The following is a 13,991-nucleotide window of genomic DNA, read 5'->3' as shown; positions in this document are numbered from 1 at the left end:
TTTAGGCGGCGTGGCTGAGTGCTGCGCCCGATGGTTCAGCCGCCAGTTCCAGCCCACCCGCATACAGCACGTGGGGTGCATCGAACGCGATCTGGTAGAGCACCATTTCGCGGATGCCCAGATCGCGGATGAACTCTCCGTCAAGCAATGCATCAGCACGCACCATGGCGCGGTCCGCATTGAACAGCGCTTGAGCGCGCCAGTCGCGGATCAGCACTTTTTGCCCGGCGGGCAGCACCAGATCCTGATCGGGCCGTGTGTCACCAAGCGAGCCCGCGGCAAAGGAGATCGCGCGGCAGCGGCAGGTGGTCCGCCGAACGCCACGCACCAGAACAAAGCCGCGATCCCGTGTGATGATCCGGTCGCCCTTCCCAAGCTCCTCGATCATGCGCTCGCCTCGTTGCGTCATCAAGACGGTCCCGGACAGAAACCCCGTTTCGGTCCTTGCCTCTGCCTGAAGGCGGGGCGGGGTAGGTTGTTCCGAACTGCGGTCGACACTGGTCTGGGTCATGACACTCTCGCTTGTAGGCTAGTGCCATTGTGCCGATGGGAATGTGGCGAAAACGTGAGGCTGGGGCGGCATTATTATAGCTGCACAGGAGCTCCGATTCCAATCGGTACACTTGAAGAGAATTGGTGCGGGTGAGAGGACTCGAACCTCCACGCCTAGGCGCCAGAACCTAAATCTGGTGCGTCTACCAATTCCGCCACACCCGCAACCGCGCGGGCCTATGGCCGCGCTGTGCGGCGGTGCATAACAAAGGTTGAAACCGAGTGCGAGAAAAAAACGCGCCCTGTCGCGCCCCATTCAATGCCCGTTGGACGGGCGCTGCCGGACCACGAGTGATCTTCAGTAATCGGACACCAGAAGATGGGTGGGTGAGACATCCTCGTCCACATCGGAAAAGCGCGAGATCGGGGCTTCGAACACGTTATCAGTCCTGTCGTCATTGACGGTCGAGACCTCGCCGATCAGGCAATCACCGCCTTCGGCCCAGAAAGCGTGCCAGATGCCGGGCAGTAGCGTCACGCTCTGGCCGGGTTTCAACCGCAGCAATCCACCAGGATCGAGCGTGACATCCACCCCGTCCGAGGGCACGGTGACCTTGGCCTCGCGGTCGATGCCGCCAGTTGCATCAGGTGCCCAAATCTCCAGCACCAGATCGCCGCCGCCCCGGTTGATGATGTCCTCGGCCTTGATGTTGTGGCGGTGCATCGGTGACAGCTGCTTGTCGCGCGAGATCATGATCTTTTCGGCATAAAGCATGCCCATGCCCGCGCCCAGATCTTCGACCGCGCCGTTGCGGGTGGTGAACAGGAACAGGCCCAACTCGTGGAACCGGCCCTCGCCATAATCAGTGATGTCCCAGCCCAGTCCGCGGTCCCGGATCAGCGCGGCCTCGTCGCGGCGCAATTGCTCGGGCTGCCAGTAGGCAAACGGGGGCAGGATGACGCCGTGCTGGCGCATGAAGGCGTCACCTTCGGCAAGGATGTCGTTGATCTCGGAGCGTTTCATGGCGTGGCCTTTGGTCATCAATCGGTCAGTTCATTGGCCCAGGGCGGGTTTGCGCCCGCGCGCGAGACGGTCACCGCCGCCGCTTGGGCGGCGAAGGAAAGGCAGGACTTCAGATCGTCTTCGCTGGCGGTTTGCAATCGGTGCCGGTCCAGCAGGCCAAGCGCCTGCGCCTTGGCCAGAAAGCCTGCGTTGAACGTATCACCTGCACCCACCGTATCCACCACCGCGACTTTGCGGGCTGCGGCGCTGACCGGCGCGGTGTCGGCGCGCAAGGCGGTGGCCCCGGCGCTGCCACGGGTCAGCAGGACCAGTGCAGGGCCTGCTTTCAGCAGCGCCTGCGCCCGGGTCAGGTCATCGGGCAGGTCTGGCAGCAGCCAGGCGAGGTCTTCGTCCGATACCTTGATCAGGTCTGCCACCGCGATCAGGCGCATCACCCTCTCCCGGTAGCGTTCGGCGTCACTGACAAAGCCCGGGCGGATGTTGGGGTCGACCATGATGGTGCGCTTGCCGGCTTCGCGTTCGGCAAGTGCCACGAGGCTGTCGCAGAATGGCGGGTTGCACAGGCTGATGCCACCAAAGAACAGCGTGTCGACCCGGTCCGGAATGTCGGGCAGGTCTTGCGCCGTGATCCCGCGCCCGGCCGAGTGTTCGTCATGAAAGCTGTAGCTGGCCTGCCCATCTCTGAGCTGCACGAAGGCCAGCGTGGTCGGGCGGTCGCTGACAACCGCAAACCGGGTGTCCACCCGGCTTTTGCGCAGCCCGTCGCGCAGCATCTCGCCCCAGAAATCGCGGGACAATCCGGTCAGCAGTGCTGCTTCGATGTCAAGACGCCCCAGTGCAACGGCAGTATTGAACACGGCCCCGCCGCAATGGGGGACAAATGCCTCTGCGCCGGTATCGGTCCGGGCAGGCAGCATGTCGATCAGGGCTTCGCCACAGCAAACTATCATGCGGGTTCTCTCGGGCTTTGTATGATTGCGCTAACGTTTGGGGTATTTCAGCGCATTTCTCAAGCAAATTGATCGTTTCCGTGGCCAGAAAATCGCGGTGAAACACCGGTCTTGCAGGTCAGACGAATAATGCGCCTCTACGCAAGTGCCGGAATTTGACCGAAATTGCGCGTGCGGCAATTTGGGGTTTCTGGTTCGGATTCATTTGACGTATCAAGGTGGTACAAACCGGAGGCGCGCGACCCCCGATTGAGTGACCAGGTTGCCATATTAGGCCAATGAAACCAACGATTGCCATCGAACCGAACAGGGCGTTCTTTCAACTTCCGTTTATGGGTGATTCTCATGACATCTAAACTCAGGGCCGTATCCCTTACGGCGATTACCGCATCCGCTCTTGCCGCACCTGCTGCGGCCGAGCTGAAATACGAAAACAATTCGGGCGGCTATGTCCTGCTTTACGGGCAACTGAACCCGGCCATCATCTCGGTGGATGACGGCAAAGAGACCGAGACAAATGTGCGCGACTACGACGCCTCGAACAGCAGGGTCGGTCTGCGCGTGCACCAGCCCTACGGGGCCAACACCTTCGGGTTCAAGTTTGAAGCCGCTCTGGGGCTTCCGAATTCAACCGAGACCAGCCAGCTTGGCAATGACTTCAGCGGCTGGACGCGCGAAGACATCCGCCATGTCGATTTCTGGCTGGAAGGCGACTGGGGCAAGGTTTCGGCCGGTCAGGGCAGCATGGTTGCCGATGGTGCGGCCGAGCAGGACCTGTCTTATGTCGGGATAGCGCTTTATGCTTATACGGCGGATTCCAATGCCAGCTTCTTCTTCCGGGATTCTGCAGGTGCGCTGACCGGGCCGACCGTTGCAGGCACCACGGATGACTTTGATGGCTCGCGCCGGGCGCGTATCCGATATGACACCCCGTCCTTCAATGGTTTTACCCTTGGTGCCGCCTGGGGTCGCAACGTGCTGGCTGACGATGACGACCGTGACTATTACGACATCGGCGCCTATTACTCGAACCAGTTTGCGGGTGCCAAACTGGATGCCGGGCTGGCCTATCAGGTGCGCGACGGGGATGGCAGCGCCAAGCGTCAGGATGTGATCGGTTCGGCATCGGTCCTGCTGGAGAGCGGGCTGAGCTTTACCGTGGCCGCAGGTACCCGCGATGTCGATTCCGACGCGGACACCGATCCGAATTACTACTATGCCAAACTCGCCTATGAAACCGAGGATTGGCTGCCAAATGTCGGCAAGACCGGCATTGGCGTGCATTATTGGGATGGGTCCGACTTCAATGCCGATGGCTCTGATTCCAGCGTCTGGGGCCTGGGTGTGGTGCAGCGGATCGACAGTTATAATGTCGATACCTACCTGACCTATCAGAACTATGCCTACGAGGATTCGACCGACGATTATGACGACCTGTCGACCGTCGTTCTGGGCGCGCGCTGGAAATTCTGAGCCGCACCCAGATTGAACATTGTCAGGCCGCTCCGGAAAACCGGGGCGGCCTGTTCTTTTGGCGCCCCAAATCCGGGGTGATGCGCCAGATGGCTCTTGCACAGGCGGGGCAGGGCCAATAGAAGGCGTCAAATTTGCCAGGCGCGCCAGGGTTGCGCGCCCCAACCTCATGGGGATACCAGATGCAGGTCACCGAGACTCTGAACGAAGGTCTGAAACGCGGCTATAACATCGTCGTCAGCGCCGCCGAGCTGGACGACAAGGTCAACGAAAAGCTGACCGAAGCACAGCCGGAAGTCGAGATGAAAGGCTTTCGCAAGGGCAAGGTGCCGATGGCGCTGCTGAAAAAGCAGTATGGCCAGCGACTGCTGGGCGAAGCGATGCAGGAAACCATCGATGGCGCGATGAACCAGCATTTCGAGGATAGCGGCGAACGCCCCGCGCTTCAGCCCGAGGTCAAGATGACCAACGAGGATTGGAAAGAGGGCGACGACGTGCATGTCGAGATGTCCTATGAGGCGCTGCCCGAGATCCCCGAGGTTGACCTGAAAGCCGTCGAGCTGGAAAAGCTGGTGGTCAAGGCCGATGACGCCGCCGTTGACGAGGCGCTGGCCAATCTGGCCGAGAACGCGCAGGATTTCAAAGCGCGCAAGAAAGGCTCCAAGGCCAAGGATGGCGACCAGATCGTGATGGATTTCGTCGGCAAGGTCGACGGTGAAGCCTTTGAAGGCGGCTCGGCCGAGGATTATCCGCTGGCGCTGGGCTCCAACAGCTTCATTCCGGGTTTCGAAGAGCAGCTGGTCGGATCGAAAGCCGGTGAGGAAAAAGACGTCACCGTGACCTTCCCCGAAGAGTATCAGGCCGAGCATCTGGCCGGTAAGGAAGCCGTGTTCACCTGCACCATCAAAGAGGTGAAGGAACCGGTCGCCGCCGAGATCAACGACGAACTGGCAACCAAGTTCGGCGCCGAGGATCTGGCCGCGCTGAAAACCCAGATCTCGGAGCGTCTGGAAGCGGAATATAGCGGTGCCGCGCGCGCGGTGATGAAGCGTGGCCTGCTGGACAAGCTGGACACTCTGGTCGCATTCGATCTGCCGCCGACTCTGGTCGACGCCGAAGCCAAGCAGATCGCCCACCAGCTGTGGCACGAGGAAAACCCCGAGGTCGAAGGCCATGATCACGACGAGATCGAGCCGACCGACGAGCACAACAAGCTGGCCTCGCGCCGGGTGCGTCTGGGCCTGTTGCTGGCCGAGCTGGGCAAAAAGGCCGAGGTCGAGGTGACCGACGCCGAAATGAGCCAGGCGGTGATGGCGCAGGCGCGTCAGTATCCGGGGCAGGAGCGTCAGTTCTTTGAGTTCGTGCAGCAGAACCCGCAGATGCAGCAGCAACTGCGTGCGCCGATCTTCGAAGACAAGGTCGTGGACTATGTCTTTGAGCTGGCCCAGGTCAGCGACAAAGAAGTCAGCAAGGACGATCTGCAAAAGGCCGTCGAGGCGCTTGAGGACGAGTGAACCTCAACACCCCTGACCGGAAATGCAAAGAGCCGCCCCAATAATCTTGGGGCGGCTCTTTCCGTTCGCGTGTGAGTGGCGAGACGGGGGGTTAGGCGCCTTTGGCCAGAACGCGGCCCGCGCTTGAGCGCATTGCGTTCTTTTGTTCGCTGGACAAGGTGCCAGACAGAGCGTCCATCAATCTCAGGGCAGCTTGGCGTTCGCTTTCGTTGATCGCCTCATCAAGCTGCTCGAAAAGATAGTTCTCAAGCTGGCTGCGCGGCAGGTCGTCCTTGTTTGCGGCTGTGGGGGCAAATACCTTTTCGACCTCGGGGGTTTTGGCGCCGAATTTGGATAACGCCGCTTCTTCATCGATGAAGACGTCGTGGTTGATCCCCGAAAAATCGCGCACCCGGCTGATCCGGTCTTCGGAACAATCCAGCAGGGCGGCAAGTGCTGGTACCTTGCCCATGCCGACCTTCTTGCCGACATAGCCGTATGGCGCATTGTCGGACCGTTTCAGAACGCGATCCATCACCGGATCGATCACGGTCACGATGTCCTTGATCCCCGATTGCCGCGCAAATTCAAGCGAGCCGATCATCAACTCACATGTGGCATACGAGACAGAGTTGCGATCCTTGCCGCGGGTCAGGCGATTCGTATCGACGCAGAAGCGGGTCGATTCCCAGACCGACGCGCTGCGAATCGGCGGTTCACCATCAAGGATCGCGGAAAACACATCCGAAAGCATGTGCGGGCCAGTGGTCTGAAGTGCGCGCACGCACGAGACGACATTGCCATCGTCATCCAGGCCAACGACATATGCAGGGTCGAGATGATCGAAATCGTCGATCTCTTTACCGTCTTCCACATTCACTTCCCATCCCAGTCGTCCCCCAAAGACGCGTGCACGGAGTTGGTACATGTCCTCCAGGATGTTCGTGAACAGGTGTTTGTTTAAAGCATCTATTACCAGTATCATGGTTTCCCCCTTGGCGAGTGGTTATGTAAACTGATAGTTACCCAACAAAACGCCAAGCACTATTCGGGGATTCCCGTAGTGATCGAACTTTTTGGTTTAGTTGAAGAAGTTCGTTTCTAGCTGGGGTAGATTAAACCGGTTGCTATCGCCCGACCGACCGCCTGCGGTGTCGTCAGAGCGCACAGTTTCTCGCGACTGGACCGCAGGTGCACTTCAACGGTTCGGTGGGAAATCGAAAGAATGTCCCCGATATCCTGCTGCGATTTGCCTGCTGCCACCCATTGCAGGATCTCCAGTTCGCGCGAAGACAGGGACGGGTGGTAGAGGATACGGCTCAGCTCATCCGAATGCATGACCGAGTCGTGGATATGGACCGCCATGGATTGCAGGTCTCCAATGACATTGCCGACCACCTTTTTCCATTCATCCTTGCTGCAATCGCGGGTGACACTCAGCAACCCGATATCGCCAAAAGGTCCGCGCACGGGAACGGTCATCCCCTGGTCGCCAATCCCGAAATCCGACGCATCCTGGAACACATGCTGAAAATCTTTGCTGCGCTCGAGCCTGCTCCAGTCGACCGGGGCAATGCTGCGCTGGCTCATGTGCAGGGTCGGATCGATCAGTTGAAACTGTTGCTGCTCATAATGCGTTTTCCACTCGTCGCCATAGGTGACGTGACCGTGGATCGTGCCAGCGGCAGGGTTCATGCCAGCATAAGCTGCATGGTCCATTTCGAACTGGTCGCACAATTGCTGCAGAAACTCTTCGTATTGAGTTTTCACATCAGGTGCCGCCCCGAGATCGATCAGCTTCACCGCATGTCCCCTTTCAAGCGGGCGGCGGTCCCTGGTCGTCACTTGGCTTCGTCGAACCGCCTTACAGGTGCATCTTGCGTCAATGTGCGCACAAAGGACAAGACTGCATGTTTATGTGCAGGCTTTAAACTGCGATAGATCGACAGCATTTCAACCGCATCATGCTCTTTCAGGAAACAGAATTCGTCGGTTGGTGCAGTTTTGTCACCAGTTTCGGGATCCGAGGCCCGAATCCCAACAAAAAAGTGGCTTATATGCACTTCCAGCGCCTCGGCAATCGCCCAAAGGCGCGATGCGCTCACCCGGTTGGCGCCGGATTCGTATTTCTGTACCTGCTGGAATCTAACGCCAATGGATTTCCCCAAATCCGCCTGGCTGACCCCCATAGCTACACGACGGGCCCGAATCCTCTGGCCCACGACATAATCAACAGTCTCCACCTCGTCACCTACTAAACCTATTACGTTTCCCCTCAGAACCGGCACCAGCCAAAAAAACACAGCCAAACCGGTCAACGAAGGCAACTTTGCATTATTGATTGTTATCAATCAACTATTTTCAGTTTTAAGTTGTCTTTATGATAACGTAGACGTGATCCTGTGGCCCTTCGGTCGCATGTTTTGGCAACAATCGCTTTGAATGGCGGGTATTAACGAGGGAGATAGACATGATGAACAAGTTGGTGGCCGAGTTTATCGGTACATTCTGGCTGGTTTTGGGCGGTTGCGGCAGCGCCGTGCTGGCCGCCGGTGTTGCTGATGTGGGAATCGGATGGCTTGGAGTGGCCTTTGCCTTCGGCCTTACCGTCCTGACGATGGCCTATACGGTCGGTCACATATCGGGTGGTCATTTCAACCCGGCGGTGACTCTGGGCCTGGTGTTGGGCGGACGGCATGAGGGCAAGGAACTGCTGCCTTATTGGGTCGCGCAGGTGCTGGGTGGGATCGTTGCGGCGCTGGTCCTCTACATCATCGCTTCCGGCCAGGCCGGATTCGAGGGTGTCGGCGGATTTGCGTCGAACGGCTATGGCGAGGCCTCGCCGCAGGGCTATGGGCTGATGGCCGCATTGGTCACAGAGATTGTGATGACCGCATTTTTTCTGATCATCATTCTGGGTGTCACTTCCAAGGGCGCATCGGTGGGCTTCGCGCCGCTCGCCATTGGATTGGGGCTGACACTGATCCACCTGATCTCGATCCCGGTGACCAACACATCGGTCAACCCGGCGCGATCCACCGGCGTGGCCCTGTTTGCAGACGGCCCGGCGCTGGCGCAGCTCTGGCTGTTCTGGGTGGCGCCGCTGATCGGGGCGGTCATCGGCGCGGTGATCTGGAAGATCATGTCGCCCGACGACTGAAACAAAACGCGCGCCGGGTCCTTTGCGGCCCGGCGCCTGCAGCTATTTGGGCTGCACCAGCCCGGTTTCCACCAGCATTCCGGCACGTTTGGCCTCGGGCCAGTAACCCTTGGCATATAGACGGATCGCATAGGCCTGATTGCCATTCGACAACAGCCACGCGCCGCGCAGGTATTTTCCGGCAAATTCCAGATTGGTATCCGCGTCCAGCAATCCGTCCGCCGAGCCTTTGTATCCCATCGAGCGGGCGGTCGCGGGCAGGATCTGCAACAACCCGTAATAGGGCCGGTTCACGGCCCAGGGTCGGTGGGTGCTTTCGCGAATGGCCAACTTGTGCACCAGTTCGCGCGGGATCTCATAGTGATCGGCCCATGTGTTGATCGACGCGCGCAGCTCGGGAGTCTCATTGGGGTAGAGCGGCGGATCGAAAGGCTCGGGGCGCTCGGTGCTGCGGGCCCGGTCGCCGCAGGCGGTCAGCAGAGCGGATGCCGCGAGCATCGCGAAGGTGGTTCGGCGGGTCATCTGTGGCATTGCGGTCTCCTGTTCGGGATCAGAGTAGCGCCGGTTCGGGACGGGGGGAACTCCGACCAAGGCGGTCTTCGCTGATTTTCGCCGGTATTGGGGCAGGGAAGGTGACCAAACACAAAATGCCGCGCAGGTTTGAACCCGCGCGGCATTGAGATCTGTCAAAGCCCAAAGGATCAGCTGGCGCTGTCATCCTCGGCGGGCGCTTCGGTGTCGGCAACCAGGTCATCATCGTCCGAGGCGGCAGAGCCGATATCGTCGAACAACTCGGAGATCTCGAACTCGGCTTCGGCTTCTTCTTCGGCCGCCAGTTCCTGGATCGACTTGCCCGAGGCCTGCAGTTCAGCCTCTTCCTGCGAACGTGCGACGTTCAGTTGGATCGAGGCCTCGACCTCGGGGTGCAGGATCACGGCGACCGAGTGGACACCCAGTTCCTTGATTGGTGCAATCAGTGCGATCTGCTTCTTGTCGACGGAGAAGCCATCGGCAGTGGCCGCATCGGCGGCATCGCGGGGCGTAACCGAACCGTAAAGCGCACCTGCGTCAGAGGCCGAGCGGATCACGATGAATTGCTGACCGTCGAGCTTTTCGGCCAGAGCCTCGGCTTCTTTCTTGGTCTCCAGGTTGCGCGCCTCGAACTGCGCTTTCTGGGATTCGAAAGAGGCGATGTTGGCTTGCGATGCGCTCAGGGCTTTGCCCTGGGGCAGCAGGAAGTTGCGGGCAAAGCCGGGCTTGACGTCAACGACGTCGCCCATCTGGCCAAGCTTGGCAACACGTTCCAGAAGGATAACTTGCATATCAGGTTCTCCTTACTTCACGGCGTAGGGCAGCAGGGCCAGGAAACGGGCGCGTTTGATGGCACGGGCCAGCTCGCGCTGCTTCTTGGCCGAAACGGCGGTGATACGGGACGGCACGATCTTGCCACGCTCAGAGATGTAGCGTTGCAGCAGACGGGTGTCCTTATAGTCGATCTTCGGCGCATTATCACCCGAGAACGGGCAGACCTTGCGGCGGCGGAAAAACGGTTTTGCAGCCATTTTAGAAGTCCTTTCTCAAGCTAAGATCAGCGGCGCTCGCGGCGGCCTTCGCGCTCGTCGCGCTTCTGCATCTGGACCGAGGGAAGCTCGGCATGCTCGTCGACCTTGATGGTCAGAACGCGCATCACGTCATCATGCAGGCGCATCAGACGTTCCATCTCCTGCACGGCCGGTGCGGAGGCATCGGTGCGCAGGTAGGCGTAGTGGCCCTTGCGGTTCTTGTTGATCTTGTAGGCCATCGTTTTGACGCCCCAGTACTCGTGGTCGACAAGGTTGCCACCATTGTCGGACAGCACGGCACCGAAATGTTCGATGAGGCCTTCGGCTTGCGTGTTGGACAGGTCCTGACGCGCAATCATAACATGCTCATACAGCGGCATGTGAACTCCTGTTTGTGTCAAGGCGCACTTCAAAGGCGGGGCGTTTGACCTTTCGCTGCCCCACCACGAGAGGATGCGCGGTTCATAAATCCTGCGAAAGGATGGCGCTATATACACCCTCTGGCGGGCCATGCAAGGGCAGAAACCGGCAGTGACTGCCGCTCAAATTCCCTGCATGCGCCCCAATCTTTCCCGCGCGCGCCGCAATCCTGACGCTTTCTATTCACAAGCTTGCAACCAAGGGGAGAATTTCCCGCAAATGGTTCATACGCGACAAGGATGCCAGAAGGATGAAAGCAGTGCGCAAGGATATGATGGAGCAGGCGGTTGCCCTTCCCAGCTTTGAGGAGGCGATGCCTTTGATGATTGCCTTCGCGCCAAATTGGCCTGCAAGAAAGGTGCTGTTCCGGATCTTCGGCACCGCACTGATCCTGGGATCGGCGCTGATGTGGCTGTTGCCGGGGGCGGACATGACCGCCGAGGCGGCGACTTTCAAACTGGGCGCGTCGGTGTTTTTCCTGCTCTGCGGGCTGGCGTTGCTGATGATGCACCATGTGGACAATCAGCCCGACGCCTATTTCGACCCGATCCGCCGCGAAGTACGGGTGCTGCAGAAGAACAATCGGGGCCGCCCGCAGACGGTCCTGCGTCGCAGCTACGAAAGCCTCGGCGCCGCCCGCTTTACCGAAAACCTGATGGAGGTGTTCGATGTGGATGGCACCATGCTGATGCGCCTGCCGATCGAGTCGCCCGAGGTGCGCGATGCGCTGCGCGCACAGCTTGCCGGGATGGTCAACATCACCGCCTGATCGGCGGATGTTCACCTGATCACATTCATTGTGAGCGGATAGAGACTTGCCGTCGCCCCTGGGCGGCGCAATTCTGTTGTCATGGCGCCGGGTTCAACGGCCCTGTACTGATGCGCAAACAATTGACCGGAGAAGACTCCAATGAAAACCACTCTTTTTGCCGCCGCCCTGGCAACCGCCGCGACCGCCGGCTATGCCGCGCCGGAGAAATACATTTTGGATTCGAGCCACAGCCAGGTGGTGTTCGACTACAACCACCTCGGATTTTCGACCACCTATGGCATGTTCTCGGGATTTGAAGGCGAGATCATGTTCGACGCCGAAAACCCGGCCGATTCCAGCATCTCGGTTGCAATACCGGTGATGTCCATGTTCACCGGCTGGGAAAAGCGCGAGGAACATATTATGTCCGACGATTTCTTTGGCGCTAGCGAAGGGGATCTGGTGACATTCACCTCGACCGGGATCGAAGTGACCGGCGAGGACACTGCCAAGATCACCGGCGACCTGACCATGAACGGCATCACCAAATCCCTGGTTCTGGATGCCAAGCTGAACCAGGCTGCCGAACATCCGATGGCATCAAAACCCTGGCTGGGCTTTGACGCGACCACCACGCTGGTTCGGTCGGAATTCGAGGTTGGGAAAATCGCGCCATTTGTCAGTGACGAGGTGAACGTCTTCATCTCGATCGAGGCGATGAAGGCGGAATAACCCGACCGGAAACCGTCCACGATGAACGCCGGGGGCCGCCCCGGCGTTTTTTTTGTGCGTTATGGGTCTGGCTCTGCGTGCGACCTGCGGAGTTGCTGAGCAATCCCGCATGGCCTATCTGAGCGGGTATGCGCGATACACTCACAATCCGGGACGCGGAGCCAGCCGACCTTGCCAGCGTGCTGGAACTGTATACGCATCTGACGCCGAACAACGTGCCGTTTTCACTGAAAACCGCCGAGGAGATTTTCCGTAAGTTCTTGGTGTATGAAGGAAGTGCAATCCTGCTGGGCGAGGTTGATGGAAAACCGGTGTCGTCTTGTACCTTGGTGATTATTCCCAATCTGACCAGGGGCGGAACCCCCTACGCTTTGGTCGAAAATGTCGTGACACATGCGGACAGCCGCAGCCGAGGATATGGCAAACGCATTCTGGATGCGGCGTCAGAGCGCGCCTGGGATCAGGGCTGCTACAAGGTGATGCTGATGACAGGCTCGTCAGCGCGCGCAACCTTGGATTTTTACGAAAGAGCCGGGTTCAAACAAACAAAGACCGGATTTCAGAAGCGGCGGGCGCATGAGGTCAGGTGATTGAAAGCATCTGCGACCTCAGTCGTCGCCGCGCTTTGCGGTCAGGGACACGTCGACCGCTACGCCAAAGGCCACTGAACTTTCGTCGGGCAGGCTCTGACCGACACCGAAATCCAGACGGTCGAGCAGAAGAGAGCCCGACATTTCAGCCGTGTCTCCGTCAAGTTTCAGGTCGAAGGGCAAGACCACATCCACCGATTGGTCGCGGATGGTGAGGGGTCCGCGCGCCTCGTAGCCGGTTTCGGTTTTGTGGATCTCGGCCGTGAAACTGGCGGTCGGAAACTGCGCGGCGTCAAAGAAATCGGGCCCCAGCGCCTGACTGGTGACCGACCCGAGCGTCAGCGACGGGATCGAGACCACAACCTCGACATCGCCTGCCTTACCGGGGGCGTCCGGCGCGTCGAATGTGATGGCGGCGGTCCAGTCGGCGAAACTGCCATCGACCATGCTGCCCAATTGGGTCACCGAAATACCCAGCGTGCCGTTTTCGACCTGCCAGTCCGATTGCACCTCGGCCAGCGCCGCGCGGTCCGCGTTATGATCCTCGCCATGGCCGAAGGCACCGATCATCGCGCCACCGGCAATTGCTGCACCCCACGCGACGAGGGCGGCAAGGGGCGGCAGGGCCGAGCGGTGCTGTTCGGGCGGTTCCGGGGCGGTGTTTGCGCCGGGCAGCATCCGGCGCAGGGTCTGGTCATGGTCGATGATGTGATGCTTCACCGCGCCCGCGATATGCAGCACCAGCGCGCCGATCAGCACCCATTGCAGAATCCAGTGCAGCCCACCGAACAGCGCGGCCACGCCCTCGCTTTTGGGCACGAAGGGCAGGGTCTGGCCAAAGGGCCACCAGATCGGTGCAAAGCCGGTGGTTGCGGCATGGTGAATCCAGCCGCTGAGCGGCACCAGCACCAGTGAGCCATAGAGCAGCCAGTGCACCGTCTCTGCGGCGAAGGCCTCGGGCTTGTTGTCGGCATTCAGCAACCCCGGATGGGGTTGCGTCAGCGTCCAGATGATCCGCGCCAGCGCCACGAAGAAGATGGTGACACCGATGGTCTTGTGCATCGAGAACAGCAGCGCCGCCCGCGCGACCTGCGCGTCCGTGGTGGGAATGTCGGGGTTGACGATGGCCTCGGCAAGGGAATTGGCGACCAGGCCCAGCGGGATCACCGTAAAGATCAGCAGGGCGGTCAGCCAGTGAAACGACTTGGTGACACTGCCGTAGCTGCGGCTGGTATTGGCGAGGGTCATGGGCTGCTCCTGACTGCGTGCTTGCGGCAACATTATCGTGCCCGGGGGGCGGGACAAGTCATGTCTGCGCACACGCAGCGTGTCTGGATGCAGAGC

General features: G+C 59.7%; 17 protein-coding genes and 1 tRNA gene. 6 read left to right on the top strand and 12 right to left on the bottom strand.

Annotated elements, in window-relative coordinates; all coding sequences use genetic code 11:
- Nucleotide 1: 1 nt before the first annotated feature.
- The 4 genes from M3P21_RS06290 to M3P21_RS06275 form a co-directional block, all read right to left on the bottom strand.
- Entirely contained in the window at nt 2-511 is a 510-nt protein-coding gene (locus M3P21_RS06290; RefSeq protein WP_283780855.1) for a Hint domain-containing protein, read from the bottom strand.
- Between the two features lie 123 nt (nt 512-634).
- Nucleotides 635-717, bottom strand: a tRNA-Leu gene (locus M3P21_RS06285).
- A gap of 133 nt (nt 718-850) precedes the next feature.
- Entirely contained in the window at nt 851-1,516 is a 666-nt protein-coding gene (locus M3P21_RS06280; RefSeq protein ID WP_249707764.1) for a D-lyxose/D-mannose family sugar isomerase, read from the bottom strand.
- 17 nt (nt 1,517-1,533) lie between these two features.
- Entirely contained in the window at nt 1,534-2,466 is a 933-nt protein-coding gene (locus M3P21_RS06275; protein ID WP_249707749.1) for a carbohydrate kinase family protein, read from the bottom strand.
- A 345-nt stretch (nt 2,467-2,811) separates the two neighbouring features.
- Here M3P21_RS06275 and M3P21_RS06270 point away from each other — a divergent pair, with 345 nt between their 5' ends.
- Nucleotides 2,812-3,939 (top strand): porin, encoded by a 1,128-nt coding sequence (locus M3P21_RS06270; RefSeq protein ID WP_249707748.1) that lies wholly within the window; start codon nt 2,812-2,814, stop codon nt 3,937-3,939.
- A gap of 182 nt (nt 3,940-4,121) precedes the next feature.
- Complete coding sequence (gene tig, locus M3P21_RS06265) at nt 4,122-5,453, top strand: trigger factor (RefSeq protein WP_249707747.1); 1,332 nt, start codon at nt 4,122-4,124, stop codon at nt 5,451-5,453.
- Between the two features lie 91 nt (nt 5,454-5,544).
- Here tig and M3P21_RS06260 read toward each other — a convergent pair whose 3' ends face one another.
- The 3 genes from M3P21_RS06260 to M3P21_RS06250 all read right to left on the bottom strand — a co-directional run bounded on the left by M3P21_RS06260 (nt 5,545) and on the right by M3P21_RS06250 (nt 7,750).
- Entirely contained in the window at nt 5,545-6,417 is an 873-nt protein-coding gene (locus M3P21_RS06260) for an acyl-homoserine-lactone synthase (protein WP_249707746.1), read from the bottom strand.
- Nucleotides 6,418-6,533: 116 nt separating this feature from the next.
- Complete coding sequence (locus M3P21_RS06255) at nt 6,534-7,235, bottom strand: LuxR family transcriptional regulator (protein WP_308445920.1); 702 nt, start codon at nt 7,233-7,235, stop codon at nt 6,534-6,536.
- Between the two features lie 38 nt (nt 7,236-7,273).
- Entirely contained in the window at nt 7,274-7,750 is a 477-nt protein-coding gene (locus M3P21_RS06250) for a helix-turn-helix domain-containing protein (protein WP_308445919.1), read from the bottom strand.
- A gap of 152 nt (nt 7,751-7,902) precedes the next feature.
- Here M3P21_RS06250 and aqpZ point away from each other — a divergent pair, with 152 nt between their 5' ends.
- Nucleotides 7,903-8,592: an aquaporin Z gene (gene aqpZ, locus M3P21_RS06245; protein WP_249707745.1), complete on the top strand. Its 690-nt coding sequence runs from the start codon at nt 7,903-7,905 to the stop codon at nt 8,590-8,592.
- Nucleotides 8,593-8,634: 42 nt separating this feature from the next.
- On the opposite strand, the gene M3P21_RS06240 is transcribed toward aqpZ, so the two are convergent.
- The 4 genes from M3P21_RS06240 to rpsF all read right to left on the bottom strand — a co-directional run bounded on the left by M3P21_RS06240 (nt 8,635) and on the right by rpsF (nt 10,534).
- Nucleotides 8,635-9,114, bottom strand: coding sequence for a lytic transglycosylase domain-containing protein (locus M3P21_RS06240; RefSeq protein WP_249707761.1), 480 nt, complete (start codon nt 9,112-9,114; stop codon nt 8,635-8,637).
- A 179-nt stretch (nt 9,115-9,293) separates the two neighbouring features.
- Nucleotides 9,294-9,914, bottom strand: a complete 621-nt coding sequence (rplI, locus tag M3P21_RS06235; RefSeq protein WP_249707744.1) for a 50S ribosomal protein L9 — start codon at nt 9,912-9,914, stop codon at nt 9,294-9,296.
- A gap of 12 nt (nt 9,915-9,926) precedes the next feature.
- On the bottom strand, nt 9,927-10,154 hold the full coding sequence (gene rpsR / locus M3P21_RS06230; protein WP_005982441.1) for a 30S ribosomal protein S18: 228 nt from the start codon (nt 10,152-10,154) through the stop codon (nt 9,927-9,929).
- Between the two features lie 26 nt (nt 10,155-10,180).
- Nucleotides 10,181-10,534 carry a 30S ribosomal protein S6 gene (rpsF, locus tag M3P21_RS06225; protein WP_249707743.1) on the bottom strand — a complete coding sequence of 118 codons (354 nt, stop codon included), beginning with the start codon at nt 10,532-10,534 and terminating at the stop codon, nt 10,181-10,183.
- 290 nt (nt 10,535-10,824) lie between these two features.
- Here rpsF and M3P21_RS06220 point away from each other — a divergent pair, with 290 nt between their 5' ends.
- The 3 genes from M3P21_RS06220 to M3P21_RS06210 all read left to right on the top strand — a co-directional run bounded on the left by M3P21_RS06220 (nt 10,825) and on the right by M3P21_RS06210 (nt 12,647).
- Nucleotides 10,825-11,343, top strand: a complete 519-nt coding sequence (locus M3P21_RS06220) for a hypothetical protein (protein ID WP_249707741.1) — start codon at nt 10,825-10,827, stop codon at nt 11,341-11,343.
- Nucleotides 11,344-11,484: 141 nt separating this feature from the next.
- Complete coding sequence (locus M3P21_RS06215) at nt 11,485-12,057, top strand: YceI family protein (protein WP_249707739.1); 573 nt, start codon at nt 11,485-11,487, stop codon at nt 12,055-12,057.
- Nucleotides 12,058-12,236: 179 nt separating this feature from the next.
- The gene (locus M3P21_RS06210) at nt 12,237-12,647 is read left to right on the top strand and encodes a GNAT family N-acetyltransferase (RefSeq protein ID WP_249707738.1); all 411 of its coding nucleotides are present in this window, start codon (nt 12,237-12,239) and stop codon (nt 12,645-12,647) included.
- 18 nt (nt 12,648-12,665) lie between these two features.
- On the opposite strand, the gene M3P21_RS06205 is transcribed toward M3P21_RS06210, so the two are convergent.
- Nucleotides 12,666-13,895, bottom strand: coding sequence for a cytochrome b/b6 domain-containing protein (locus tag M3P21_RS06205; RefSeq protein ID WP_249707737.1), 1,230 nt, complete (start codon nt 13,893-13,895; stop codon nt 12,666-12,668).
- Between the last annotated feature and the right edge of the window lie 96 nt (nt 13,896-13,991).

Source organism: Ruegeria spongiae, from assembly GCF_023502395.1.
Lineage (GTDB): Bacteria > Pseudomonadota > Alphaproteobacteria > Rhodobacterales > Rhodobacteraceae > Ruegeria_C > Ruegeria_C spongiae.
Note: the sequence above shows the minus strand (reverse complement) of the source record. Positions and strands in the feature narration are given on the sequence as shown.

Coding starts and splice junctions, on each gene's coding strand:
- M3P21_RS06290 (WP_283780855.1), bottom strand. CDS start 511: ATGACCCAGACCAGTGTCGACCGCAGTTCGGAACAACCTACCCCGCCC.
- M3P21_RS06280 (WP_249707764.1), bottom strand. CDS start 1,516: ATGAAACGCTCCGAGATCAACGACATCCTTGCCGAAGGTGACGCCTTC.
- M3P21_RS06275 (WP_249707749.1), bottom strand. CDS start 2,466: ATGATAGTTTGCTGTGGCGAAGCCCTGATCGACATGCTGCCTGCCCGG.
- M3P21_RS06270 (WP_249707748.1), top strand. CDS start 2,812: ATGACATCTAAACTCAGGGCCGTATCCCTTACGGCGATTACCGCATCC.
- tig (WP_249707747.1), top strand. CDS start 4,122: ATGCAGGTCACCGAGACTCTGAACGAAGGTCTGAAACGCGGCTATAAC.
- M3P21_RS06260 (WP_249707746.1), bottom strand. CDS start 6,417: ATGATACTGGTAATAGATGCTTTAAACAAACACCTGTTCACGAACATC.
- aqpZ (WP_249707745.1), top strand. CDS start 7,903: ATGATGAACAAGTTGGTGGCCGAGTTTATCGGTACATTCTGGCTGGTT.
- M3P21_RS06240 (WP_249707761.1), bottom strand. CDS start 9,114: ATGACCCGCCGAACCACCTTCGCGATGCTCGCGGCATCCGCTCTGCTG.
- rplI (WP_249707744.1), bottom strand. CDS start 9,914: ATGCAAGTTATCCTTCTGGAACGTGTTGCCAAGCTTGGCCAGATGGGC.
- rpsR (WP_005982441.1), bottom strand. CDS start 10,154: ATGGCTGCAAAACCGTTTTTCCGCCGCCGCAAGGTCTGCCCGTTCTCG.
- rpsF (WP_249707743.1), bottom strand. CDS start 10,534: ATGCCGCTGTATGAGCATGTTATGATTGCGCGTCAGGACCTGTCCAAC.
- M3P21_RS06220 (WP_249707741.1), top strand. CDS start 10,825: ATGAAAGCAGTGCGCAAGGATATGATGGAGCAGGCGGTTGCCCTTCCC.
- M3P21_RS06215 (WP_249707739.1), top strand. CDS start 11,485: ATGAAAACCACTCTTTTTGCCGCCGCCCTGGCAACCGCCGCGACCGCC.
- M3P21_RS06205 (WP_249707737.1), bottom strand. CDS start 13,895: ATGACCCTCGCCAATACCAGCCGCAGCTACGGCAGTGTCACCAAGTCG.